The following is a 23018-nucleotide window of genomic DNA, read 5'->3' as shown; positions in this document are numbered from 1 at the left end:
TCGGACCGATTTCATTTGTCGTATTTTAAGATAATAAGATTGAATGAGGTGGGACAAGCTGCGCCGCAACATTTCCTGGCGCAATAAAAAAGCCCGCGTTTTCGCGGGCTTTTTTGGCGCCAGCCCCAAGAAAGGGGACATGACAGGCTTTACCCTTTAGGGTGTACCGCCATGGCGAATCAATGCCATCACTTCGTAGCACGCCCCCATCGTGTGGTAATCCACCTTGCCGGCGGGGCTCTTCTCATCGCTGTATTTCTTGTTGTCCTGCGTGAGGATGCGATACCACGCACCGTACTGGTGATCGATGAAGTGCTCCCACGAGTACGCCCACAACTTCATGTACCACGTGTCGTATTGCTTGTCGCCCGTGCGTGCGTGCAGCAGTGCGGTGGCGGCCAGTGATTCGGCTTGCACCCAGAAGTATTTGTCGCCATCGCAAATGCTGCCGTCCGGTGCGAAACCGTAGCAAATGCCGCCGTGCACCGGATCCCATGCTCGTGCGAGTGCCGTGTCGAACAGGTGTCGTGCGGTGGGCAGTAGCCACGCTTCGTTTTCGCCGCGTTCTTGCAGCAGCGGTTCCATGATCATCAGCAGCTTCGCCCATTCGGTCTGGTGACCGGGCTGGAAACCCCACGGACGGAACAGATGCTTGGGATCGTCGCGATGGTAGTCCCAGTCAATGCTCCAGTCCTGGTGGTAGTGCTCCCAGATAAGGCCGTCGGCGAGCCTGGCCTGGCGTTGCGTCATGGTGCGCGCAAGCGTGAGTGCGCGATCGAGGTAACGCGATTCTTTGCTGGCCTGATACGCGGCAAGCATCGCTTCGCACATGTGCATGTTGGCGTTCTGGCCGCGGTAAGTGCTGAATTGCCAGTGGGGATCGGCTTCATCGCGATAGAGGTTTGCTTGCGCATCCCAGAAGTGCTTTTCCAGCAACTGCCAGGTTTCGTCCATCCACGCGGTAACTTCCTTGACGCCGGCTTTCAATGCGGTGGAGTAGGCGAGCAGCACGAAGGCGACGCCATAGCAGTGGTTGGTGCGGTCTTCGGGCTTGCCGTCGCGGATGGTCCAGGCGTAGCCGCCGGTGCTGGCATCGCGATGCACGTCGCGCAGATAGCGCAGGCCATGATGCACGGCGTCGAGGTATTCCGGCTTGCCGAATTCGATCGCCGCCATCGCGTAGTTGAAGACGAAGCGCGTGCTGCTCACCAGATGACGATGGCCGGCGTCGTAGACGGTGCCGTCGTCGCGGAAGTAGTGAAAGAAGCCGCCGTTCGGATCAATCGCGCGCGGATGATAGAACGCCATGGTTTGCGCGATGTGTTCGCGCAGGAAGGCTTCGGAACGGAAATCCGGTTGTGCCGGCGTGGTCATGCGTAAGTCTCCATGAATTGTTCGACCTCGGTGGCGTGCGGCATGGCGGCGAAGGAACCATGCCGTGTCACTGCCACGGCGCCGCAGGCGCTGGCGAAGCGCAGTGCGGCATGCAGGCGCGGCAGCGTCGCCACCCAGGCATCAAGATTGGCGGCCGAGAGGTTCATGTCGGCGAACTGGTACAGCAGGCCGCCGACAAAGGCGTCGCCGGCACCGGTGCTGTCGACCATTGGTACGTCGTAGCAGGGCAGCTCACCTTCTGCATCCGGATGGAACCAGCGCAGCGGATTGGAGCCGTCGGTAACGATCAGCAGGCGCGCGTTGCCCGTCCACAGGCGATCAAGCATGGCCTCTTCACCATCGACTGCCAGCCAGTCGAATTCCTCGGCGCTGAGCTTCACGACGTCGGCCAGCAGCAGCGCGGGCCACACATGCGGGCGTGGTTCGACGTTGTGCGCCCACAGCGCGGGGCGCAGATTGAGATCGAAACTCACCAATGCGCCAGCCTGACGTGCGCGCCGCATGCCGGTGAGGGTGACGTCCGCGAGATCCGGATCGGTCATGCTGTTGGAGCAGACATGGAACACGGCGGTGTCGTTGAACGTCTGCGGGCGGAAGTGCTCGATGCGAAACAACAAATCGGCCGAGGGCGGACGATAGAACGCGAAGCTGCGCTCGCCACGGCCGTCCAGCGTCACGAAGGCCAGCGCGGTGTTGGCTTCGCCCGTGCGCATGACGTCTGCAGTGTCCACGCCGGTCTGTTGCAGGCTATGCAGCAGGAAATCACCGAAGCGGTCCATGCCCAGCATGCCGGCAAAGCGCGCATGGGCGCCGAGCTTGGCCACGGCCACCGCGACGTTGGCGGGAGCGCCGCCGGCGAAGGGAATGAAGTGGCGCGCAAAGCCATGGCCATCACTGCCTTCGCCGTGCATATCGATCAAAGCCTCGCCGAAGCAGAGGATGGAACGTTTCATCAAAGGACCCCAAGGTGGAATGCAAATCTGCAATGAGTAAGGATGCGCGATGTTTGAAAAAGGATGCTTGTATCCGAATCTTTTTTCTCTCCTGCTTGCAGGGGCTGAGAGGGAATGAATGCTTGTTTCCAAGGATTCATTCCGCCTCAAGCCTCCCCTGCAAGCAGAGGAGGAGGAGGAGGCGCATCATTGGGAAGTGGCTGCAACAGGCGCGCTGCGAATGGCCGAACCTCTCAACCCGTAGAACACGATGTATGCGTAGCACAACGCCGGCAGCACGAAGGCATGCTGGATGCCGATGCTGTCCGCCAGCGTGCCTTGCAGGAACGGCACCAGCGCACCACCGACGATCGCCATGATCAGCAGGCTTGATGCCTTGCCGGTGAGCGGTCCCATGCGTTCGATGCCGAGCGAGAAGATGGTCGGGAACATGATCGAGTTGAACAGGCCGATCGCCACGATGCTGTACATCGCGGTGCTGCCGCTGGTGGTCATGGTGACGATCAACAACAACACATTGATGGCAGCGAACACGGTCAGCAGCTTGCGCGGCGACAGCTTGGCCAGCAGGACGGAGCCGATGAAACGGCCGACCATCGCGCCACCCCAATAGAGCGAGACATAGTGCGCGGCATCCTGCTCGCTCATGTGGCCGATGTCCGGTTCGGAGATGTAATTGACCAGGAAGCTGCCGATCGATACTTCCGCACCCACGTAGAAGAAAATGCCCAGCACACCGAACAGCACGTGCGGATAGCGCAGTGCATCGAGCAGGGTGTGGTGGCCGGTGTCGGCCTTGACCGTGCTTTCTTCCAGTGCCGGCAGGCGGAATAGCCAGACGAACAACGCCAGCAATACCAGCACGATGGCCAGGCCGAGATAAGGCATCTGCACCGACTGTGCTTCCTGCGTGCGGTAGAGCAACTGCTCGCTCGCCGAAAGACCGGCGATTTCCGCCGAGCTCTTCACCTGCGTGGAAAGAATCAACAGGCTGCCGAATACCGGCGCGATGGTGGTGCCGAACGAGTTCAGTGCCTGTGCGAGCGTAAGCCGGCTGGAACTGGTTTTTTCAGGCCCGAGCAGTGCTACGTACGGATTGGCGGCGACTTGCAACAGCGTGATACCCGTGGCGAGCACGAACAAGGCGCCAAGAAACGCCGGATACCAGCGCAAACCCGCCGCGGGCCAGAAGCCCACTGCGCCGATGCCGGCGATCACCAGGCCGGCGACGATGCTCTTTTTGTAGCCAAGCCGTCCGACGACCCAGCCTGCCGGCAACGACATCAGGAAATACGCGCCGAAGAAGGTGAATTGCACCAGCATCGCCTGCGCATAGTTCAATTCGAATACCGCTTTCAGATGCGGAATCAGAATGTCGTTGAGGCAGGTGAGAAAGCCCCACATGAAGAACACCGTCGTGATGACGGTGAGTGCCATGGGGTAGTACGTGTAGCGGTTGTCGCTGGAGGCCGTCGACGATCCAGAGGACGGCGGTGTTACTGCAGTAAAAGCCATGATGGAATCCGTGTGATCAGAGCCTGTTTGGTGTCTCGGCGTGGTTCGCCTAACTGCTGAGTAGTCGTTAGGTGGTCGTGCGTGGCGTAGTGCCAGACTGGCTGTCTGGTCAAGCCGCGCGCGGCCGCCTAACGGCTACTCAGCGGTTAGGAGGGCTGCGCTGGGACATTAAGCAGGCTCTTGTGGCGGGCAACTGCTTGCGCGTACCAGCAATTGCACGGGAGCAATGGTTTGACGTGGAGGAGGAGAGGGATCCTTGACGCGCTGAAGGATCAGTTCCGCGGCTTGCCTGCCGCGATCGCGTGGCGTTACCGCCAGCGTGGTCAGCGGCGGTGCACTGACCGCGGCTTCGGCGATGTCGTCGAAGCCGGTAAGGGCGAAATCGCGGCCCGGCTGCAGGCCACGTTGATGCAGTCCCAGCATCAGGCCCAGCGCCACGGCATCGTTGTAGCAGACAGCAGCGGTGGGTGCGGTCTTGCCCTTGAACAGCTGTTCGCTTTGCGCCACCGCATCCAGGCGATTGGGAATGCATTCCACCATCCAGCTCGGCTCCACCGTCAGGCCTGCTGCTTTCATCGCTTCCATATAGCCGGCGCGACGCTGGCGGCAGGAACTGGAGCCCAGATGGCCGCCGTAGAACGCGATGTGTTGGTGCCCCTGTCCGATCAGGTGTTCGGTGGCCAAGCGTGCGCCGCGCTGGTTGTCCAGGAACAGGCGATCCCAGTGATCGCACGCGGCGACATCGCCACTGACTTCGCGGTTGAACAGCAACAGCGGCGTCACCCCTCCCACGGCGGAAAGAATCTGTTGCGCATCGCTGCCCTCGGCAGGCGACAGGATGATGCCGGCCGGTCCGTGTTCCATCAGCGAGCCGAGCACCGCCAGTTCGCGCTCGGTGGACTCGCCAGTGCTACCCAAAAGGGTCACGTAGCCGGTATCGCCCAGCACTTCATCCACGCCCGCGGCGAATTCCGCGAAGAACGGGTTGGCCAGGTCGTTGAGGACCAGTGCGATGCTCGATGACGTGCGCCGTCGCAGATTCGCGGCGGCGCGGTTGTACACGTAACCCTGCCGTCGCAGTTCTTCCTCGACGCGGGCGCGCGTGTGTTTATTGACCAGCGGGCTACCCCGCAGGACAAGCGAAACGGTAGCGCGGGAGACGTCGCAGCCCGCGGCAATATCGCTCAGGGTGACCTTACGGCCGACCGGCGGTGTGTTCCCCATTTATGCCAGAACCTCGCCTTTGTAACGATCCAAATGTACCCGAACCCGCGAATTCGTAATCCTGCAATGCAGCATGCCAAGCCTCCGCCCCAATGCTAGCGTCCCACGTTTTAGAACGATCCAAAGCGTCAACCCCCACCTTTGACCCTGTCCCGATAGGGACAAAAGCCGCAGGATTGGGGTTTTGCAGACTCCCAAGCCTGCTAAGGATGCTCTGATTCATTCCGCGCAGATATCACCGCCCCTGTCTGTCCGCATGCCTTCGGTCCGCCGACTCGACAGACAGCCAGTCTGCCTTCGCCGTCGGCCCTGTGGCCTGCGAACAGACAGGACCGGTGACACCCACGCTGAATGAATCAGCGCATCCTTAACCAAACACATTAACAGGCCCCCTTTCAATGAACCATCGCCTGCTTTGTTCTGGACTTTCCCTGTTGATCTTCACCGCGCTGGCGGCCGTACCCGTCGCCCAGGCCGCTGAGCCGCGCGCGGGCGAGGTCGATCCCCGCATCGGCACCGGTGGCGATGGCCATCTGTTCCCGGGCGCCACGGTGCCGTTCGGCATGATCCAGCTGTCGCCGGATACCGCGATGCCGGACTTCAAGCACGCCTATAAGTGGGCGGCGGGTTATCAGTACAACGACCCCACCATCATGGGCTTCTCCCACACGCATTTCTCCGGTTCCGGCCATTCGGACCTGGGCGATGTGCTGGTGATGCCGATCGTCGGCGACGTGAAGCTCGATCCAGGTGACGAGAAAGTGCCGGGCAGCGGTTATCGCTCGCGTTTCGACCATGCCACCGAAGTGGAGCAGCCCGGCTACTACGCGGTCACCCTGGCCGATTACGGTGTGCGTGCCGAACTCACCGCCACCCGCCGCGTGGGTTGGCATCGCTACACCTTCCCGGCCGGCAAGCCGGCGCACCTGCTGCTCGATCTTCGCCCCAGCATCTACGACTACCCGGGCAAGGTGCTGTGGTCGAACTTGCAGGTGCGCGCAGATGGCACCATCACCGGTTGCCGCACCACGCGCGGCTGGGCGCCGGGACGCGAGCTGTGTTTCGCCATGCGCTTCAACCAGCCGATGGCTTCGCATGAGCTCTATAACCGCGAAACCGACCTGGTCTACAAGGGTTTCAAGGGACCGGGCTATCAGCCGCAAGACCAGAATGCGCAGAACGGCCGTGCGCTCGAGGGCGTATTCGATTTCGGTGAACTCAAGCAACCGCTGCAGGTGAAGGTGGCGGTGTCGTCGGTAAGCGAAGCCAACGCCATCGCCAACCTCGATCAAGATGGCAAGGGCTGGGATTTCGATGCACATCGTCATGATGCGTCGGAAGCCTGGAACAAGGCGCTTGCGCCGATCGACGTGGATGGTTCGAAAACCCTGCGCACGCAGTTCTATACCGCGCTGTATCACGCACTGATCGCACCCAACCTCGCCATGGATGTGAATGGCGAATACCGCGGGCCTGATTACCAGGTGCATCATGCCGATGGCTTCGATTTCTATTCGAGCTGGTCGATGTGGGATGTGTATCGCGCACAGCAGCCGCTATTGATCCTGCTGCATCCGGATCGCACCGTGGACTTCGTGCGTTCACTGCTTGTCGCACAGCAGGCCAGCCCGTTCCACATGTTGCCGGTATGGGCATATCAGGGCTTGGAAACCTGGTGCATGACCGGCTATCACGCCGTGGCGATCATCGCCGATGCCTATATCAAGGGTATTCGCGGCTACGACGCCGACAAGGCGATGAAGGCGATGGTCTCCACCGCGACCTACGGCGATTACGGTGATCTCGCCGATTACATGAAGCTCGGCTACGTACCCATCGACAAGGAAGTGGAAGGCGGCTCCAAGACCCAGGAATACGCTTACGACGACTGGGCCATCGCGCAAATGGCCAAGGCCATGGGCAAGCATGACATCTACGACAGCTTCGAAAAACGCGCCACCAACTGGCGCAACGTGTGGGACCCGAAGACCGGCTTCATGCGCGCACGCCTCACCAATGGGAAGTTCCGCGAACCCTTCGACCCGACCAGCGCCGGCTATGGCGACGACTATACCGAAGCCAACGCCTGGCAGTATTCCTGGTACGTGCCGCAGGACGTGGCCGGGCTGATCACGGCGATGGGCGGCGATCAGGCTTTCACGCACAAGCTGGATGAGCTATTTGACGCCAAGGTCGATCCTTCCATCTTCAAAAACGTGGAAGACATCACCGGCTTGATCGGCTGGTATGCGCATGGCAACGAGCCCAGCCACCACATTGCCTACCTGTATGACTACGCTGGCGAGCCGTGGAAGACGCAGCAGCGGTTGAAGCAGATCATGGACAACGAATACGGCCCCGGTCCGGCAGGGTTGATCGGCAACGATGACCTGGGCCAGATGTCTGCCTGGTACATCTTCACCGCGCTGGGCTTCTATCCGGTCACGCCGGCCAGTGACGAATACGCCATCGGCCGCCCGTTCGTGCCGCGTGCGGCGATTCATTTGAGCAATGGCCGCACCTTCACGATCAGCGCCGCGCCGTTTGACGACGCGCATCCTTACGTCGGCCAGATCACCCTCAACGGCAAACCGCTGGATCGCGTGTATCTGAAGCACGCGGACATCCTGGCCGGCGGCGAACTGCATTTCACGATGCAGGCGCAGCCGAACAAGGATTGGGGCAAAGCCATGTCGGCACGGCCAGCGTCGATGAGTCCGTACCACTGATTTGTGCGAAATACGCTTCCTCACTCGCTAAGTACGACTAGCGGGTGGGGTTTGCGGATGTTTGTCCGTCTGGTTCTTTGATTGGGGATTCGCGTCATGCTGGGATGGAGAACGCTGTTAGCCCTTTGAAAAGCGAGTCCAGACCTGCACGATTCATCTACGTGTAAGTGAAGTGCGTTCGTACTAGTCAGTGGCCGCAAAACGTGCGCAGAATGCATACATCATGCCGATGCGAAGGACCAAGGGCAGTCGATGATCCTGGGGGGAGTGCGACAAGTAGCGATGCCTTGGCGCACCGGCGGCCTGCTGCTTGCCGTGCTCGTGATCGTCGCGTTGCCGTACATGATTACGCGCGGCAGTTCCAAGGAATCCTTCCAGGCCGGTGAACGGGTCACCCGCTCGGCAGAAGTCCAGGCCCTGGTCTATCGCATTGCCGACCGCACCCATTACGCCGAATCGGCCATCCAACATCTGCTGGCGGACGATCCTTCCAGCCGCGCCGAAGCGGTAGCGTCGGGCGTCGAAAACGAGATTCCCGGCCTGCTGGACGAGTTGCGCCACATCACCGCCGACAGTGCCGGGCAGGAACACCTGGTTGAGCAGTTGGGCGCCGTGGAGAACGGTCGCCTGGCGTTGTTGCATCAGGCTGTGCAGCGTTTTCAGCACAACGACCGTGCCGGTGCGGAACAGGCCCTGCGCGATGCCGATGCGTTGTTCCATGTCGATGTCATTGCCGACAAGATCGTTGCCGACGCCGAGCAGACCTTGCAGCTGCGTCGTGAAGCGGCCCGCAAGCAATCCGACAACAGCAGCCTGGTGCTCGCGCTGACCGCTGCCGCGCAACTGTTGATGTTGACCATCGTGGTGATCGTTTCCGAACGGCAGATCGGCCGCCGCCTGCAGGCCGAAGTGCGCGAGCGGCAGGCCGTGCAGCGTTCTCAGATGATCCTGCAGGCCGTGCGCGAACCTATCGCGCTGCTTGACCACAACCTGCGCAGTCTGCTGGTGAACGCGGCCTTCAGCGAATTGTACGGTGTATCCGAAGAAAGCCGCACCGAATACCTGGAAGACATCGGCCAAGGCGCCTGGGCCGATGAAGTGCTGCTGCAGCGCCTGCGCGACGTGCTGCTGCGCGACCGCGAGCTGTGGGATTTCGAACTCACCCAGCGCACCGTCGACGGCGTCGAGCGGCACGTGGTGATCAATGCACGCCGTTTGCAGCAGCAAGACAGCGACAGCCCTGTGTTGCTGCTGACCGTCAGCGACGTCACCGCGCGTGCCTTGGTCGAGCAACAAGTGAAGGAGCTCAACCACCAGCTCGAAAACAAGGTGGCGCAGATCTCCGACGTCAACCGCGAGCTGGAGGCGTTCAGCTATTCCGTCTCTCACGATCTGCGTGCGCCGCTGCGGCACATCACGGCCTTCGCGCAGAAACTGGAAGATCATCTGGGCGAGCAGGTCGATCAGACCAGCCGCCATTACCTGGGCGTGGTGCGCGATGCGTCGCATCGCATGGCGCAGCTGATCGAAGACTTGCTGGTGTTCTCACGCCTGGGGCGCGGTGCGTTGCGCTTGCAGGCCGTGGACATGCAGGCACTGGTAAGCGAGACATGCACGCTGGCCGAATCGGAGGCGCCGGGCCGGCGCATCGTCTGGCGGGTCGATCCGCTGCCGACGGTGGTGGGCGACGAGAACATGCTGCGTACGGTGTGGCAGAACCTGATCGGCAACGCGGTGAAATACACCGGCCAGCGCGAGATTGCACACATTGATGTTTCCGTGCGGCAAGACGACGGCAGCGATTACGAATTCACCGTCGCCGACGACGGCGCCGGTTTCGATATGCGCTACGTCGACAAACTTTTTGGTGTATTTCAGCGGCTGCACAAGGCTAGCGAGTTTCCAGGCAACGGTATCGGGCTGGCCAATGTGCGGCGCATCGTGATGCGCCACGGAGGCCGCGTCTGGGCCGAAGGAGAGCCCGAGCGCGGTGCCCGCTTTCACTTCACGCTGTCAGCCATCGAGCCCCCATCGCCGTCCACATGAAACATGCCGCACTACGCCCCATCCTGCTGGTCGAAGACAGCCCCGTCGATGCCGAGATGACGCTCGACGCGTTGCGCCAGGCGCATCTGGCCAATCCGGTGGTCCATGTGGAGGATGGCGTCGATTGCCTGGATTGGCTGTACGCGCGCGGCGCCTTTGCCGGCCGCCCGGAGGACGAACCCGTCGTGGTGCTGCTGGATATCAAGATGCCGCGCATGAACGGGCTGGACGTGCTTACGCAAATGCGGGCGGACGAACAGTTTCGCTACACGCCAGTGGTCATCCTGTCCTCCTCGCGCGAGGAAAGCGATCTGGCGCGCAGCTGGGACCTGGGAGTGAATGCCTACGTCATAAAACCCGTGGACGTGGGGCAGTTCTTCCAGGCGGTGCGCACGCTCGGCCAGTTTTGGGCCGTGCTGAACCAGGCGCCCGAAGGTAGGGAATAGGCGCGGGGACGCGTAGATAGTCACAAGCGGCCGCCGGCAAGTCTGCCGGAGCCGCCCTCGCTATGTCCTTTTTGCCATGTCTCATCCCCTGTTCCCGATTGAAATATGATGAACGGGTCACTTGGAAAGCCTACGAATGCCGGACAAGTCCAGCCAACAACGTTCGTTGCCCCGCATAAGGGTGCTGCAGGTCGAGGACAGCACGCTCGATGCCGAGCTGGTGCTCACCGAGCTGCAGGCCGACGGCATTGAATACGATGTGCGCCTGGTCGACGATGAGCCCGCCTATGTGCGGACGCTGAGGGATTTCAAGCCGAATATCGTGCTGTCCGATCTCAGCATGCCCGGCTTCTCGGGGCAGCGTGCGCTGGAGCTGCTGCGCGACCACAGCGAAGACATTCCCTTCATCTACGTATCGGCCACGCTGGGCGAAGAAGCGGCCATCGCGGCACTGCGTGAAGGCGCCACCGATTACATCCTCAAGCAGAACCCCGCGCGCCTGGCGAGCGCCGTGCGGCGCGCGTTGCGTGAGGCGGAAGAACAACGCGCACGCGCACGGGCAGAGGCGGAGCTGATCCGCATCCAGCGCTTCGAAAGCCTGGCCATGCTGGCCGGCGGCCTGAGCCACGATCTGCGCAATCTGTTGCAGCCTTTGTTGCTGGCTGGCGACAGCCTGCAGGACTACCAGGATGATCCACGCCTCGCCCGGCTCGGCTCGCTGGTACGCGACTGCGGACGGCGTGGGCTGGAAATGGTGCAGTCCATGCTGTCGTTCGCGCGCGGTGCACGCCGCGCCGAGCAGGTCAAAGTGCAGGCGCTGATCGACGCGCTGTCGCTGCTTTTGCAGGGTAGCGTGCCGCGCACGGTGACGCTCGACATCGACGTGGCTGATCCGCAGCTCACGTTCGAAGGCAATCACACCGAACTGCAGCAATGCCTGCTCAACCTCTGCCTTAACGCGATCCAGGCCATGCCCAACGGTGGCGTTTTGCGCGTCACCACCAGCAAGTCGAAACTGGATCAGCGCTTTTTCCTGGAGCAGGAAGACGCGCAACCCGGCGACTACGTGTGCCTGTCGGTCAGCGACACCGGTATCGGCATGACCGATGAAGTACGCAAGCGGCTGTTCGAACCGTTCTTCACCACCAAGGAAGGCGGTACGGGTTTGGGGCTGCTGTCGTGCCGCCGCATCGTCTACAGCCACGGCGGCGTGATGCGCATGGACAGCATCGTCGATGAAGGCAGCTGTTTCGATCTATACATACCGTTGGTGCGTGCGACCAGCGATACCGCCGACTTCGACCTGGTCGAAAACGACGCCAGCCTGCACGGCAATGCCGAGCACGTGCTGTTGGTGGTGGAGGAAGCCGGCCAGCTCACGCTGCTCAGTGACACGCTCGATGCCTGGGGCTATGAGGTGCATGGCAGCCAGAGCGGCACCGCCGCGTTGCAGTGGATCGAAGCCTGTGGCCTGCCCGACCTGGTGGTGATGGATAGCGACATGAGCCTCTTCACCAGCGAGCGCACGCTGGCTGCGTTGAGCCAGTACGGCTACCGTCGCGGCGTGCTGGTGCTGAGCCGCGCCGATGCTTCATCGGGTTCGGCGAAACTGACCATGCCTGATGGCAATCGCGTGCGCCGCTTGAACAAGCCGGTGGGAACGCGGGCCCTGCTGCATGCGGTGCGCGAAGCCTTGCGTGAGGGCAAGGAAAAGTCCCGGCATTAGCCCACAGGTTGGGGTGCAAACCCCAACATGGCCATGTCGATCAGGATCGCGATGTTGGGGTTTGCACCCCAACCTACGGGAAGCGCATCAATCAATGCCAAGCTTCTTCAGCTTGTAGCGCAACGCACGGAACGTGATGCCCAGCTTCCGCGCCGCCGCGGTCTTGTTGTAGCGCGACTCTTCCAGCGCCTTCATGATCGCGGTGCGTTCGAGATTGCTGATGTAGTCGTCCAGCGGCAATTCGCTGGATGGCGTCTGTGCAACCGGCGTGGTGGTTGGTGCATGCGTGGGTGGATAGGCGGGCTGCGCGTGATGGCCGCCGCCGTGCGCGGGTGTGCCGGCTTCCGCGCCATGGCGCGGCGGGCGTTGCGGCAGCATCAGGTCGCTGGCGTCGACGCGGTCGCCGTCGCACATGGCGACGGCGCGTTCCAGGATGTTTTCCAGCTCGCGCACGTTGCCGGGGAAGTCGTAATCCTCCAGCGCCTGACGCGCTTCGGGCAGCAAGCGTACCGGCGTGCCGCCACCGCTCTTGGCAGCCAGCTGGCGCAGCACGAATTCGGCCAGCAGCGGCACGTCGCCGCGGCGCTCGCGCAGGGGCGGTACGCGCAGCTCGATCACGTTGATGCGATAGAAAAGATCCTGGCGGAACTGGCCCTGATCGACCAGCGCGGCCAGGTTCTTGTGCGTGGCCGAGAGAATGCGCACGTCCACGGCAATTTCCTCGCGCGCACCGATCGGGCGCACGGCCTTTTCCTGGATGGCACGCAACAGCTTCACCTGCATGTGCAGCGGCAGTTCGGCTACTTCATCGAGGAATAGCGTGCCGCCATGCGCGGCCTGGAACAGGCCTTCCTTGTCGGCGACTGCACCGGTGAAGCTGCCCTTGCGGTGGCCGAAGAACTCGCTTTCCATCAGCTCGGAAGGAATCGCGCCGCAGTTCACCGGCACGAACGGACCGCTGGCGCGCGGACCCTGTTCGTGAATCAGGCGTGCCACCAGTTCCTTGCCCACGCCCGACTCGCCGGCGATGTACACCGGTGCCTGGTTGCGGGCCAGCTTGGTAATGGTGTTGCGCACCTGCTGCATCGCGGACGAGTCGCCGATCAGCCGTTCGCTGGAACCGCCCGCGGCATGGCCGACACCACCGCCTGTGCGCTTTTCTTCGGCCAGCTTCAGCGCCGTGCGCACCAGCCGGCGCAGCATCTGGATGTCCACGGGCTTGGACACGAAGTCGAACGCGCCGGCCTTCAGCGCCGTGACGGCCGCGTCAACGTTGCCGTAGGCGGTGATCATCGCCACCGGGGTTTCGTCGTATTCGGCCGCGATCAGCTCGATGATCTCCTGACCGCTGCCGTCCGGCAGCCGCATGTCGGTGAAACACAGGTCGTAACTGCGCTCGGAAAGCGCCTGGCGCGCTTCAGCAACCGTGCCGACGGCATCGACCTTCAGGTCCATGCGGCCGAGCGTGATCGTCAGCAGTTCGCGAATATCGCGTTCGTCATCAATGACCAGGACGGTCTGTTGGCTCATGATCCGGAGGCGAGGGATGGGTTCCATTCAGGATACTCGCCGCACCCGCAAGTGGCAAAGCGCGGCGTGTCTATAGAGCCTGTTTGATGCTTTCACGTAGCTCGCATTGCGCCTGAGCGGTCGTCAGGTGGTGGTGCGTGGCGCAGCGCCAGACTGGCTGTCTGGTCAAGCCGCGCGCCGCCGCATGATGGCCGCTCAGGCGCAATGCGGGCTGCGTGGAGGCTTCAGCAGGCTCTCAGTCGATGAGTATGTCAACGAGCGAGATGATTGAGGAAAAACCTCGCCATCACGCGATAGGCATCCTGCGATTCGGGCAGCTCCGGATCCGAGAAGAACGAGTGCCACATGCCATCCCATACACGCAGCTCGGTCTGCACGCCCGCTCTATCGAGCGCTTCCTGGCTGGCGAGTACCGAACTCATCGTCATGTCGCGCGTGCCGGTGATCAGCAGGGTAGGCGGAAACTTGGCCAGCAACCCCGGCGATAGGCCCGGCTGCACGAGTGGATCGCGCGGGTTCGCGCCGTGAAAGTAAGGCAGATCGGCCAACATGAGGCGATGCGCCGGCACGCCCTGGCCGTTCAGCACAGGGGCCACGTAGGAGGAATCGCCGTCGACATCCAGCACGGACCCGCAGAAGGTGCCGATGGCGCCCGGTACGGGAAGCTTGTCAGCGATCAGGCGCGCAACGGATTCACCGGTGAGGATGCCGCCGGCCGAGCAGCCATAGATGCCGATCTCCTGTGGCTTGTATTGCTTGAGCAAGGCGCGATAGACCGCTTCGACATCGTCGCTTGCCGCCGGGAAGGTGTGCTCGGGCCCTTGCCGGTAATCCACGGTGATCACCTTGATGCGACCGACGCTGGCCACCGGTATCGCTTCCACCAGGCCGCCGCTGCGTGCGCCCCACAGGAACGCGCCGCCATGCAGGTTGATCAGCACGCGATGTTGATTCTCCGCCGACACGCCCTGTGCTGGCAGCACCACGTCCGCGCCGACGCCGGCAATCGTTTCGCGGTGAATCGTGACCGCATACATCTTCTGCATGCGCGTCACGCGGTCGCTATTGAGGCGATCGTAGAAAGCGCGGCTCTGTTCGATCGGCGCGGTGATCGGTGGCGCCTTGCTGCCTTCGGCGAGCATCTTGGGGAAGAACTCGCGCGCCTGCGGCCAGGCGAAGCTCGAATACGGAATGCTGAGGGCGGGCGAGGTGACCGTGCCGTCGGGTTTGACGCTGGGAGAGGCGTCTTGCGCAAATGCAGCCACGCTGATCAGCGTGGCTGCCGCGAGGCATAAGAGACGTAACGTACCCATGGTTCCTCCGATTCGCATCGTAGGTTGGGGTGTGAACCCCAACATTGCCATGCCTGATGGAGCGTGATGTTGGGGTTCGCACCCCAACCTACGTCATGGCGCGACAGCAGCCTTCGCCTTTGCACCGCTCAGGATTTCTTCCATCTTCAAATACACGGCATTGGTCCAGCCAAAGCCGATCACATTGGTGGTGTAGCCGGCGCTGACTTTCACATCCGCATTGCCGCTGGCCATGTTGTATTTCTCGCGGATGGTGCCGTCGGCGGCAAAGCTGCGGTCGATGGTTGCGTTGAATTTGCCGGCAATACGACGCGCATCGTCATGGAAGCCATAGGCGTCGAGACCGTCCACGGCGAGCCAGTTGGTGGGCGCCCAGCCGAACGGCGCATTCCACTGCGTACCGCTGGGCCGGTTGTCCATCGCCAGGCCGCCGGGCAATTCGAAAAGGGACAGCTTGCTGCGCACCGAGGCCGCCTGTTCGGGCGATGCGGCACCGGCCCAGAGCGGATAGAACGTGGTGAGGTACGGCGCATCGCTTGGTTTGCCGGCGATAGCGTCGTAGTCGCGGTACATGCCGAACTCGGGGCGCCACAGGTACTTGTTCATCGCTTCCTTGCGTGCGGCGGCGGCTTGCGCCCAGCGCTGTGCATCAGCGGTCTTGCCAAGTTGCCGCGCGAAGTCGCGCAGATCCAGTTCGTAGCGATAGAGCAGGCTGTTCAAGCTCACGTCGGCGTAGTGGTGCGTGGAGCCGCCGAACGGACCGTAGTGGAAATTGGTGTCGAAGCCCGATTCACGCATCGCGCGATCGCCGTGGTAGTAGTCGGCCGTCAAGCGATAACCGCCATACCAGTCACCGGCACAAACCTTGGAGGCGGTGACGTCGCAACTTTCGGTTTTCAAGCGCTCGGTTTCGGCAGCATCCGGGCTCTTCGAAGCCTTCAGCAGATATCCCGGATTGTCGTTGGGATGTGCGATCAACCATTTGATCACGCCGTTGTAGAACCCGCTGTCCTGCGCCTCGAGCACCGGGCCGCTGCCGAAGTCGTAGTAGCGTGCCAGGCCGGTGTCGCCTGCGAGATGCTCCTGGCGCGTCCAGATGTCGTGATTGCGCACGGCCAAGGGATAGGCCTTCTCCAGCCACGCGTGCTTCTCGTCCGCACTGCGGAAGCTGGCCGGATCGTTGAGCAGGGACACCATCATCTGGGTCAGAAAGGGTGGCTGCGAACGGCTGAGATAGTAAGTGCGGTTCGCATTCAGCACGCCACCGTAGTACTTCACTTCGAACAGCGCGTTGTCGACCATGTCACGCGCCAGCTCGGTGCGGTGATCGGCCACCAGTCCAAGCATGATGAAATAGCTGTCCCAGCCGTACATCTCGTTGAAGAAGCCGCCGGGCACCACGTAGGGATGCGGCAGATAGAGCAGGCCTTGCACTGGCAACGTCGTCGCATCCACATCGCCAAGTTGTTCGATCGGCCTGGGTAGCGTATGCACGTCGACGTTGCAACGCTTCTCCACCTGCACCAGGTCTTGCGGCACGGTGAATTGCGCTGGCACGTAGAGCACTGGGCGCGTCTTGATCTTCGGATCGATCAGCGATTTGCACTCGTCCTGCGAGCGCGTGAGCGTGGTCCAGGCCTTGTCGATGTAAGCGCGCGTTTTGGCAGGATCCGGCTGGGCGGCGGAGGCCGTAGCGACCAGTGCTGCCGACAACAGCAACGTGAGAACGCGTGACGTGGTGAAGCTATGGCGATGTGTGCTTTTCATGCGTATTCCCCATCCAGTGCGATCGGGGCCATGCGGGCTGCCGATCGCGTGTGTCAATCAAAAAGTATGGCGCGTGATCGTGACGTTTCCACCAGCATCCCGCTGCAGGGTGATGTCCATCGGCTGGCCGCGGAAAGTGAGGTGCTTGAGCGTCAGGCGTTTCCAGTGTGGCGGCAGCATCGGCGGATAAGCCTGCATCAAACCTTGTTCCTCGATGCGCAAGCCAGTAAAGCCGTAGAGGATGTTCTGCAATAGCCCGCCGCTGGCGGTCATGAAATACCCGGTGTTGTTGGTGGGCGTTTCGGTGCGCACGTTGAAAGGCGGCTTGATCACGTTGAGCGTCAAGTTGGCCTCGAACCATTTGCTGGCCTCGGCTTGGTTGCCGGCGGTGGCTGCAGCGATGGATAGCGGCTCGAAGCCCATGCTATTCATGTGCTGCGCATGTTCGAGCGCCTGCGTGGCGTACTGGTAATCGCTGCGGCGCACTTGTGCGCTCATCGGCATATCCAGCGATGGATACGACAACAACGGCAACGGACCGCCTTCCTTTTGCGCGTCGAACGGCACGGAGGGATCGAAGTTGAGGTAGTGGCCTTCCTGCGCATCGAAGGGCAGATACAAACCTTTTGCGACTTCCGCCCAATGCGGATCGGGCGCCACTCCCACGATGGCTGCTGCGCTGGTGGCGATGTCAAGCGCCTTGCGTGCCGATGCATTGGTGAACGTATCGTTGGGGATATCGTTGTGTGGTTCGGAGACCGAGGTGACGTGCAGGATCTCGTAGCGATGCTTGTCAGCCACGTAGCTGGCGCGGCTGGCCCAGAAGTCGGCAACAGCGCGAATGACCGGCCAGCCATGTTGTTTGAGCCAGCTGCGATCCTGCGTGGCCAGGTAGTACTGCCATTGCGCCATCGCGATGTCGGCATTGACGTGGATTTCGCTGTCGTCCAGCACGTGCGCCGAATGTGGCGTCTGCGAGCTGCCGTTATCCGGATCGGCCTCCCAGGGATACATCGCGCCACGCAGGCCGCGTTCGTGTGCACGCTGCTCCGCCGCCGCCAGTGTTGCATCGCGGAACATCACCATGGATTTCGCACGCGCGGGATGTAACAGCAGCAGGGCAGGGAAGACCCACGAATCGCTGTCCCAGAATACGTGTTCGGTGTAGCCCGGTGTCATGCCGCAGGCACCCACCGGCCAGTTGGTATCCGGTGTCGCGTTGGATAGCAGGTAATACAGATCGGAATGCACGATCTGCTGCGCCTTGGCATCGCCGTCGATGACGATGTCCGACTGCCACAACGCATGCCAGGCATCGGCTTGATGTTGCAGCAATGCATCGAAGCCCTGCGTGCGTGCATGCGTGGCGAGTGCCAGATCCTGCTTCGCATCGCCACCCCAGGCATCGCGCGAGATCGCGACATATTTGGTGAAGATGTATGTCTGGCCCTTATGTACCGTGACGCGCACATGGAAGGCGAGCCGGTAATCATCCTGATGGAGCTTGACCTCGCTGGCTTGTACGTCTTTCGGCAAGGCGATCGCTGCGGCTTCGGCCATCTTCGCGCCTTGTTCCGCCTGGCCATCCAGCCACAACGTCAGCGTTCCGCTGTCGTTGCCGCTGGACAGCACATGCGTATCGCCGTGGTACCACAGCGCCGCACGATCGGCGGTGGCTGGTGGTGTCGGTTCCAGCGACAGGTTGTTGGCGGCAAGCGCTTCCATCAGCTGATCGCCGTCGAGTTTGGCGAGCGCGAAGCGCGGCTGGTGCGGTGCCCACAGGTTGAAGGCGAAGGACAGCTTGACGTTACCGTCGAAATCCGGCGTGATCGAAAGTTGCGTTGCGGCAAGATGCGGCGATGCCTGGCTGACCAGTGTGGTCACCTTGATGTCGGTGGCCTTCGATCCGTCGATGTAGCGATAGCTGGTGGTCAGCGTGCCGTCGTACATATCCAGCACTTGGCGATAGTTCTGAAACCGCGTGGGTGTCACGTCGACCTGGTTGAGCCAGGATGAACCGGCGCGATAGTTGATTTCCGTCCAGCCTGGAACCGCGGCAGGGCGCGATACGTCATCTTTGGCGTGATCCATGAAGGCAACCAGGTAAGCGAGATTGCCTTCCGTGCCGCGCGGCGCGGTCATGGTAGAAACGTAGCCGTTACCCAACTGGCCCGGAAAATAAGCGCCAAGGTCCTGCATCGTGGCGGTCAGCAGGAAACTGGGATCGGTCGCGGCGTCAACGCTGCTGGTCACCAGCACGAGGCAGGCGAGCAGCATGCGCCGCCGTGTCATGTCGTTTCCCCCGGCGCAACGTCGAAGGCTACCGTAAGCCGGGTCTGCTCGCTGTGGAAGGGCACGGTGCCATGCCACACATACGAAGGAAACAACACCAGCCTGCCTGCTTCGGGCCGTACGACATGTTGGGCATGCAAGGGAGGTGTGGTCAGGATGCTTGGCTGTCCGAACGCGAGGCATCCATCCGGCGTGGAAGCGTTCGCCATGCCGTCAGGCAGGTCCACATAAAACGCCGAGGAAATCCAGCCGCGAGGATGCACGTGACTGGTGTGATAGCCCGCGCTGCGCAGTCGTACCGACCATCCGCCGTTGTAGCGGTAAGTCCCGTGGTTGCGGCGGCGTAATGGATCAGAACCGTTGCCGATATGGGCGAGGTAATCGCGGATCGGCGCCTCGAATGCCCGGAACAGCGCCTGGATGACAGGATCGGCATGGCGCGTCAGGTCGCCGGTGGTTTCCGTGCCATGGCGCAGCGATTGGAACAGCAACGGATGGCCATGCGGGTTGTGCAGGCGCTCCAGGCTGCGCTTCACGTCAGCGAGAAAGTGGGGAAGATCTGGCCATTGCGCCGGTGCCTGCAAGGTTTGCGGACGCACCAGATCGGTGTAATCGCAAAACGCGTCGTAGCGCTCGTCGCCGAGCAGACGCCATGCGGTGGTCTGCAAAGCGATCAGGTATTGATCGTCCCGTGCGTTGGCGAGTAGCGCTTCGCAGTGGCGCAGTGCAGCTTGCGGATCACCGGTGCCTAACAACGCGGCGGCCAGCAGGTTTCGTGGTGCGCTGGCAGAAGGTGATCGCTGCAGTGCACGCTCTGCCAAGGCCAAGGCGACGACCGGCTCGAATTCCAAGGCAGCGAGTCCGGCACGTACCAGCAGGGAAGGTGTGGCTTGCGCATGCGCTGCGGATGCCGCCAGACATTGGTAGGCGCCATGCGCATCGCCAGCGCCTTGCAGAATCGCCGCTTTTGTGGCGAGTAGTGCTTCGTCGTCTTGAAACCTTTGCAGAGCCTGGTCGAGCATCGCGGTGGTCTGTGCGCTGTCGCCCGTGCGCATCCACACCAGCCGCGCAAGATGATCGTGTGCTTCGATGTGGCGCGGCTCCTGCCGCAGACAGTCGCGCAAGGCGGCTTCTGCAGCTTCCAATTTGCCGAGCGCGATCAGGCTGCTTGCATGGGTGAAATAAACGGCAGCCGTTCTATGCCCCTGCGCGAGGGTGTGGTTGGTGGCTCGTTCGGCTTCGGCGTACTTGGACGCTGCCGCCAAGGCCATGGCTGCGGCGTGAGCAGCAGCAGGATCGTTAGGCAACGCTTCTGCTCGTCGACCATAAAAGCTGACGGCTTCTTCCTGGCGCCCGAGCGCCGCAAGCGCTGCGACATGCTGTGCGATGAGCTCGGCCGGTGCCTGGGTGGAGCCGCACAATGGCGCAACGATGGCCAGCGCATCAGCCGGACGCTGCTGGTCGTTGTAGTAGCGTGCAAGCAGCAGGGCCGCGTGCGGTAGACGCGACGCGACGCGTTGCAGCAGCGGCACCGCCTCCTCTGCGCGTCCGCTGTTCAACAACAGCTCGCCGAGCGACGACCAGGTAGGCGCCCAGCCAGGATCGGCGGCCATGGCCTTGCGCAACAGCGCTTCCGCACCTTCGGTATCGCCCAGTGCCTGTCGCACGCCGCCGAGCAGGCGCAAAGCTTCCGCATAGTCGGGGTGCTGTTCGACCACCGACTGAAGTTGATCATGCGCCGCGCGGAAATCCCCGGCCTGCAACAGCTTGCCGACCTGTTGCATGGCTTCACGAAGTGAGGGCGATAGCGTGGACATGGTTGTTACAGGGCCGTGCGGGTCAACTCCGCCTTGCCTTCCGCATTGCGTGTGATGGTTATGTCGTACTGCTTGCCGCGGAAACTGACGCGCTGAAGCTTCAGCGACGTCCAGTTCGGCGGCAGCACCGGCGCATAGGCCGCATCAAGGCCTTTGTCGTCGATGCGCAAGCCAGTCAGACCGTAGATCATGCTCTGCAAAAAACCGGACGAGGTCGCGAGAATATAGCCGGCGTTGTTCGCCACCGTTTCCGTGCGCACGTTGAACGGCGGTTTCAGGAAGCCGGCCAGGTTGCGTTGAATCCAATCGCCGGCGGTTTTGGCATCGCCCAGTTCGGAGGCGCCCACGGCGAGCATCACCATCATCATCTCGTTGGGATCGTCGCCATGCACTTTCAGCTCATGCAGCTGGAAGTCGAAATCGTTGCGGCGCACGGTCTCCGACATCGGCAGGTCGAGGTTGGGATACATCAGCCACGCGAGCGAGGAACCCATCCAGGTGATCTTGTCGTGCGGCACCGACTGGTCGAAATCCAGATGCCGCTGTTCCTTGTCCAGGAACGGGATGTACATCTTGTCGGCAATCTGCGACCACTGCGGATCGGCCGGCTCGCCGACCGTCTTGGCCGCTTCGATCGCAATCCGCAACGCTTTGCGCGCGGCGGCGTTGGTGAAGGAGTCGTTCGGTACGTCATCGTAGGCTTCGTCAGGCGACGTGACGTGCATGATTTCGTAGCGATCCGTCGCCTTGTCGTAGGTGACGCGGCTGGCCCAGAACTGGGCGATCTCGCGGATCACCGGCCAGCCGTCCTGCTTCAGCCACTCCTTGTCGTCGCTGGCAAGGTAGTACTGCCATTGCGCTATCGCGATGTCCGCATTGACGTGGATTTCGCGGTACACGCCGTAGGCAAAATGCGGCGTGTTGTCCACGCCGGTCTGCGGGTCGGCTTCCCACGGATACATGGTGCCTTTCGCGCCGTATTGGATGGCGCGCTCGCGCGCCGGCTGCATGGTGCGATGGCGGAACATCACGATCGGTTTGGCGCGCTCCGGATGCAACAGCAGCAGCGCGGGAAATACCCACGAATCGCTGTCCCAGAACGCGTGGCCCGCGTAGTTCGGTGTCAGCGCGCAAGCGCCCATCGGCCACGCAGTGCCCACCGTGGTGTTGGCGAGCAAGTAATACAGATCGGAGTGCACGGCTTTCTGCACGGCCGGATCGCCATCCACCACGATGTCCGATTTCCACAGTTCATGCCATGCCGCCTGGTGCCTGGCGAGCAAGGTGTCGAAGCCGGTGGAGCGGGCCTTTTCGGCAAGCGCCACATCGGCCTTGGCGTCGCCGCCCCAATCCTGGCGGGAGGCAGCAAGGTATTTGGTGAAGGTATACGTGGTGCCTTGTTTCACCTTGGCGGTGATGTGCAGCGACAACAGGTCGGACGTCTTGTCGAGTTTCACGCTCTGGATGTCCAGCGATGTCGGCAGCTCAATGGCTGCCGCTTCCGCCATGCTCAACCCTTGCTTGGCGCGGCCGTTTAGCCACAGCGTCAACGTCCTGGTATCACCATCATGGTTGAGCACTTCCGTATAACCCGGATACCACACGGCTGCACGATCAGGCGTCGGCACCGGCTTGTTGTCCAGATTCTGGCCGCTGGCAATGACGGCCGCGATCATCTGGTCGCCGGTCATGCTGCCGATCGGAAAGCGCGGTTGATGCTCGGACCACAAGCGAATAGGAAAGGTTAGCTCCACGCTGCCATCGAAATGCGGCGTGATGGTGAACTGGGTGGCCGCAAGATGCGTATCGGCCTGGCTGACGAAGGTGGTGACCTTCACGTCGGTCGATTTGTTGGCGTAGTCGAAGCGGTAGCGCGTGGTGAGCGTGCCGTCGTACATGTCGAGCGTTTGCGTGTAGTTCGCAAAAATCTTCTGGTCCAGGCGTGTTGAATTGATCCAGCCACCGCCTGGGTTGTAGTCGACCTCGCTCCAGCCGGGAATGGCGGCGGGACGCGAGATATCGCTTTTATCGTAATCCATGAACGCGACCATGTAAGCGCGCGTAGGCTCGGTGCCGCGCGGCGAGGTCATGGTGGAGAAGTAGCCGTTGGCGAGATAGCTGGGGAAGTAGCTGCCGAAGTTATCCGACGTACCAGTGAGCACGAAGCTTGGATCCGTGGCCGCGAAGCAGGCGGACGTTGCAGCAAGTGCGGCGAAAAGCAGGCCAGACAGGCCAAGGTAACGAAAGCTCATGAGAACTCCAGCG

14 protein-coding genes are annotated in these 23018 nt (G+C 62.0%); 4 read left to right on the top strand and 10 right to left on the bottom strand.

Going from position 1 to position 23018, the window contains the following annotated elements; all coding sequences use genetic code 11:
- Positions 1–156: 156 nt before the first annotated feature.
- The 4 genes from IEX75_RS22050 to IEX75_RS22035 all read right to left on the bottom strand — a co-directional run bounded on the left by IEX75_RS22050 (position 157) and on the right by IEX75_RS22035 (position 5087).
- Positions 157–1374, bottom strand: a complete 1218-nt coding sequence (locus tag IEX75_RS22050; RefSeq protein ID WP_188797836.1) for an AGE family epimerase/isomerase — start codon at positions 1372–1374, stop codon at positions 157–159.
- Positions 1371–2348: a carbohydrate kinase family protein gene (locus IEX75_RS22045; RefSeq protein WP_188797833.1), complete on the bottom strand. Its 978-nt coding sequence runs from the start codon at positions 2346–2348 to the stop codon at positions 1371–1373. Before IEX75_RS22045 ends, IEX75_RS22050 begins: the two co-directional genes overlap by 4 nt.
- A gap of 186 nt (positions 2349–2534) precedes the next feature.
- Complete coding sequence (fucP, locus tag IEX75_RS22040; protein WP_229721044.1) at positions 2535–3785, bottom strand: L-fucose:H+ symporter permease; 1251 nt, start codon at positions 3783–3785, stop codon at positions 2535–2537.
- Positions 3786–4031: 246 nt separating this feature from the next.
- Entirely contained in the window at positions 4032–5087 is a 1056-nt protein-coding gene (locus IEX75_RS22035; RefSeq protein WP_188797829.1) for a LacI family DNA-binding transcriptional regulator, read from the bottom strand.
- 398 nt (positions 5088–5485) lie between these two features.
- Between IEX75_RS22035 and IEX75_RS22030 the strand changes: the two genes are divergently transcribed.
- The 4 genes from IEX75_RS22030 to IEX75_RS22015 all read left to right on the top strand — a co-directional run bounded on the left by IEX75_RS22030 (position 5486) and on the right by IEX75_RS22015 (position 12034).
- Positions 5486–7816, top strand: a complete 2331-nt coding sequence (locus IEX75_RS22030; RefSeq protein ID WP_188797827.1) for a GH92 family glycosyl hydrolase — start codon at positions 5486–5488, stop codon at positions 7814–7816.
- Positions 7817–8098: 282 nt separating this feature from the next.
- On the top strand, positions 8099–9862 hold the full coding sequence (locus IEX75_RS22025; protein ID WP_188797825.1) for a sensor histidine kinase: 1764 nt from the start codon (positions 8099–8101) through the stop codon (positions 9860–9862).
- Positions 9859–10308, top strand: coding sequence for a response regulator (locus tag IEX75_RS22020; RefSeq protein WP_188797823.1), 450 nt, complete (start codon positions 9859–9861; stop codon positions 10306–10308). Before IEX75_RS22025 ends, IEX75_RS22020 begins: the two co-directional genes overlap by 4 nt.
- 136 nt (positions 10309–10444) lie before the next feature.
- The gene (locus tag IEX75_RS22015; protein ID WP_188798222.1) at positions 10445–12034 is read left to right on the top strand and encodes a response regulator; all 1590 of its coding nucleotides are present in this window, start codon (positions 10445–10447) and stop codon (positions 12032–12034) included.
- Positions 12035–12121: 87 nt separating this feature from the next.
- Here IEX75_RS22015 and IEX75_RS22010 read toward each other — a convergent pair whose 3' ends face one another.
- The 6 genes from IEX75_RS22010 to IEX75_RS21985 all read right to left on the bottom strand — a co-directional run bounded on the left by IEX75_RS22010 (position 12122) and on the right by IEX75_RS21985 (position 23005).
- The gene (locus IEX75_RS22010; RefSeq protein ID WP_188797821.1) at positions 12122–13564 is read right to left on the bottom strand and encodes a sigma-54-dependent transcriptional regulator; all 1443 of its coding nucleotides are present in this window, start codon (positions 13562–13564) and stop codon (positions 12122–12124) included.
- Positions 13565–13815: 251 nt separating this feature from the next.
- The gene (locus IEX75_RS22005; protein WP_188797820.1) at positions 13816–14877 is read right to left on the bottom strand and encodes an alpha/beta hydrolase; all 1062 of its coding nucleotides are present in this window, start codon (positions 14875–14877) and stop codon (positions 13816–13818) included.
- Positions 14878–14970: 93 nt separating this feature from the next.
- On the bottom strand, positions 14971–16644 hold the full coding sequence (locus IEX75_RS22000) for a trehalase family glycosidase (RefSeq protein ID WP_188797818.1): 1674 nt from the start codon (positions 16642–16644) through the stop codon (positions 14971–14973).
- A gap of 57 nt (positions 16645–16701) precedes the next feature.
- Positions 16702–18936 carry a glycoside hydrolase family 65 protein gene (locus IEX75_RS21995; protein ID WP_188797816.1) on the bottom strand — a complete coding sequence of 745 codons (2235 nt, stop codon included), beginning with the start codon at positions 18934–18936 and terminating at the stop codon, positions 16702–16704.
- Entirely contained in the window at positions 18933–20753 is a 1821-nt protein-coding gene (locus IEX75_RS21990) for a putative 2OG-Fe(II) oxygenase (RefSeq protein ID WP_188797814.1), read from the bottom strand. The genes IEX75_RS21995 and IEX75_RS21990 overlap by 4 nt, the downstream gene beginning before the upstream one ends.
- A 5-nt stretch (positions 20754–20758) precedes the next feature.
- The gene (locus tag IEX75_RS21985) at positions 20759–23005 is read right to left on the bottom strand and encodes a glycosyl hydrolase family 95 catalytic domain-containing protein (protein WP_188797812.1); all 2247 of its coding nucleotides are present in this window, start codon (positions 23003–23005) and stop codon (positions 20759–20761) included.
- Between the last annotated feature and the right edge of the window lie 13 nt (positions 23006–23018).

It is taken from the genome of Dyella nitratireducens (assembly GCF_014642835.1).
In the GTDB taxonomy this organism is placed as follows: Bacteria; Pseudomonadota; Gammaproteobacteria; order Xanthomonadales; family Rhodanobacteraceae; genus Dyella_B; species Dyella_B nitratireducens.
This window is presented reverse-complemented; position numbering and strand designations above follow the sequence as displayed.

What these genes read in the sequence shown, in the direction of transcription:
- IEX75_RS21990 (WP_188797814.1), bottom strand. Translation starts at nt 20,753, where the DNA reads ATGTCCACGCTATCGCCCTCACTTCGTGAAGCCATGCAACAGGTCGGC.
- IEX75_RS22015 (WP_188798222.1), top strand. Translation starts at nt 10,445, where the DNA reads ATGCCGGACAAGTCCAGCCAACAACGTTCGTTGCCCCGCATAAGGGTG.
- IEX75_RS22050 (WP_188797836.1), bottom strand. Translation starts at nt 1,374, where the DNA reads ATGACCACGCCGGCACAACCGGATTTCCGTTCCGAAGCCTTCCTGCGC.
- IEX75_RS21985 (WP_188797812.1), bottom strand. Translation starts at nt 23,005, where the DNA reads ATGAGCTTTCGTTACCTTGGCCTGTCTGGCCTGCTTTTCGCCGCACTT.
- IEX75_RS22045 (WP_188797833.1), bottom strand. Translation starts at nt 2,348, where the DNA reads ATGAAACGTTCCATCCTCTGCTTCGGCGAGGCTTTGATCGATATGCAC.
- IEX75_RS22025 (WP_188797825.1), top strand. Translation starts at nt 8,099, where the DNA reads ATGCCTTGGCGCACCGGCGGCCTGCTGCTTGCCGTGCTCGTGATCGTC.
- IEX75_RS22005 (WP_188797820.1), bottom strand. Translation starts at nt 14,877, where the DNA reads ATGGGTACGTTACGTCTCTTATGCCTCGCGGCAGCCACGCTGATCAGC.
- IEX75_RS22035 (WP_188797829.1), bottom strand. Translation starts at nt 5,087, where the DNA reads ATGGGGAACACACCGCCGGTCGGCCGTAAGGTCACCCTGAGCGATATT.
- IEX75_RS22030 (WP_188797827.1), top strand. Translation starts at nt 5,486, where the DNA reads ATGAACCATCGCCTGCTTTGTTCTGGACTTTCCCTGTTGATCTTCACC.
- IEX75_RS21995 (WP_188797816.1), bottom strand. Translation starts at nt 18,936, where the DNA reads ATGACACGGCGGCGCATGCTGCTCGCCTGCCTCGTGCTGGTGACCAGC.
- IEX75_RS22010 (WP_188797821.1), bottom strand. Translation starts at nt 13,564, where the DNA reads ATGAGCCAACAGACCGTCCTGGTCATTGATGACGAACGCGATATTCGC.
- IEX75_RS22000 (WP_188797818.1), bottom strand. Translation starts at nt 16,644, where the DNA reads ATGAAAAGCACACATCGCCATAGCTTCACCACGTCACGCGTTCTCACG.
- fucP (WP_229721044.1), bottom strand. Translation starts at nt 3,785, where the DNA reads ATGGCACTCACCGTCATCACGACGGTGTTCTTCATGTGGGGCTTTCTC.
- IEX75_RS22020 (WP_188797823.1), top strand. Translation starts at nt 9,859, where the DNA reads ATGAAACATGCCGCACTACGCCCCATCCTGCTGGTCGAAGACAGCCCC.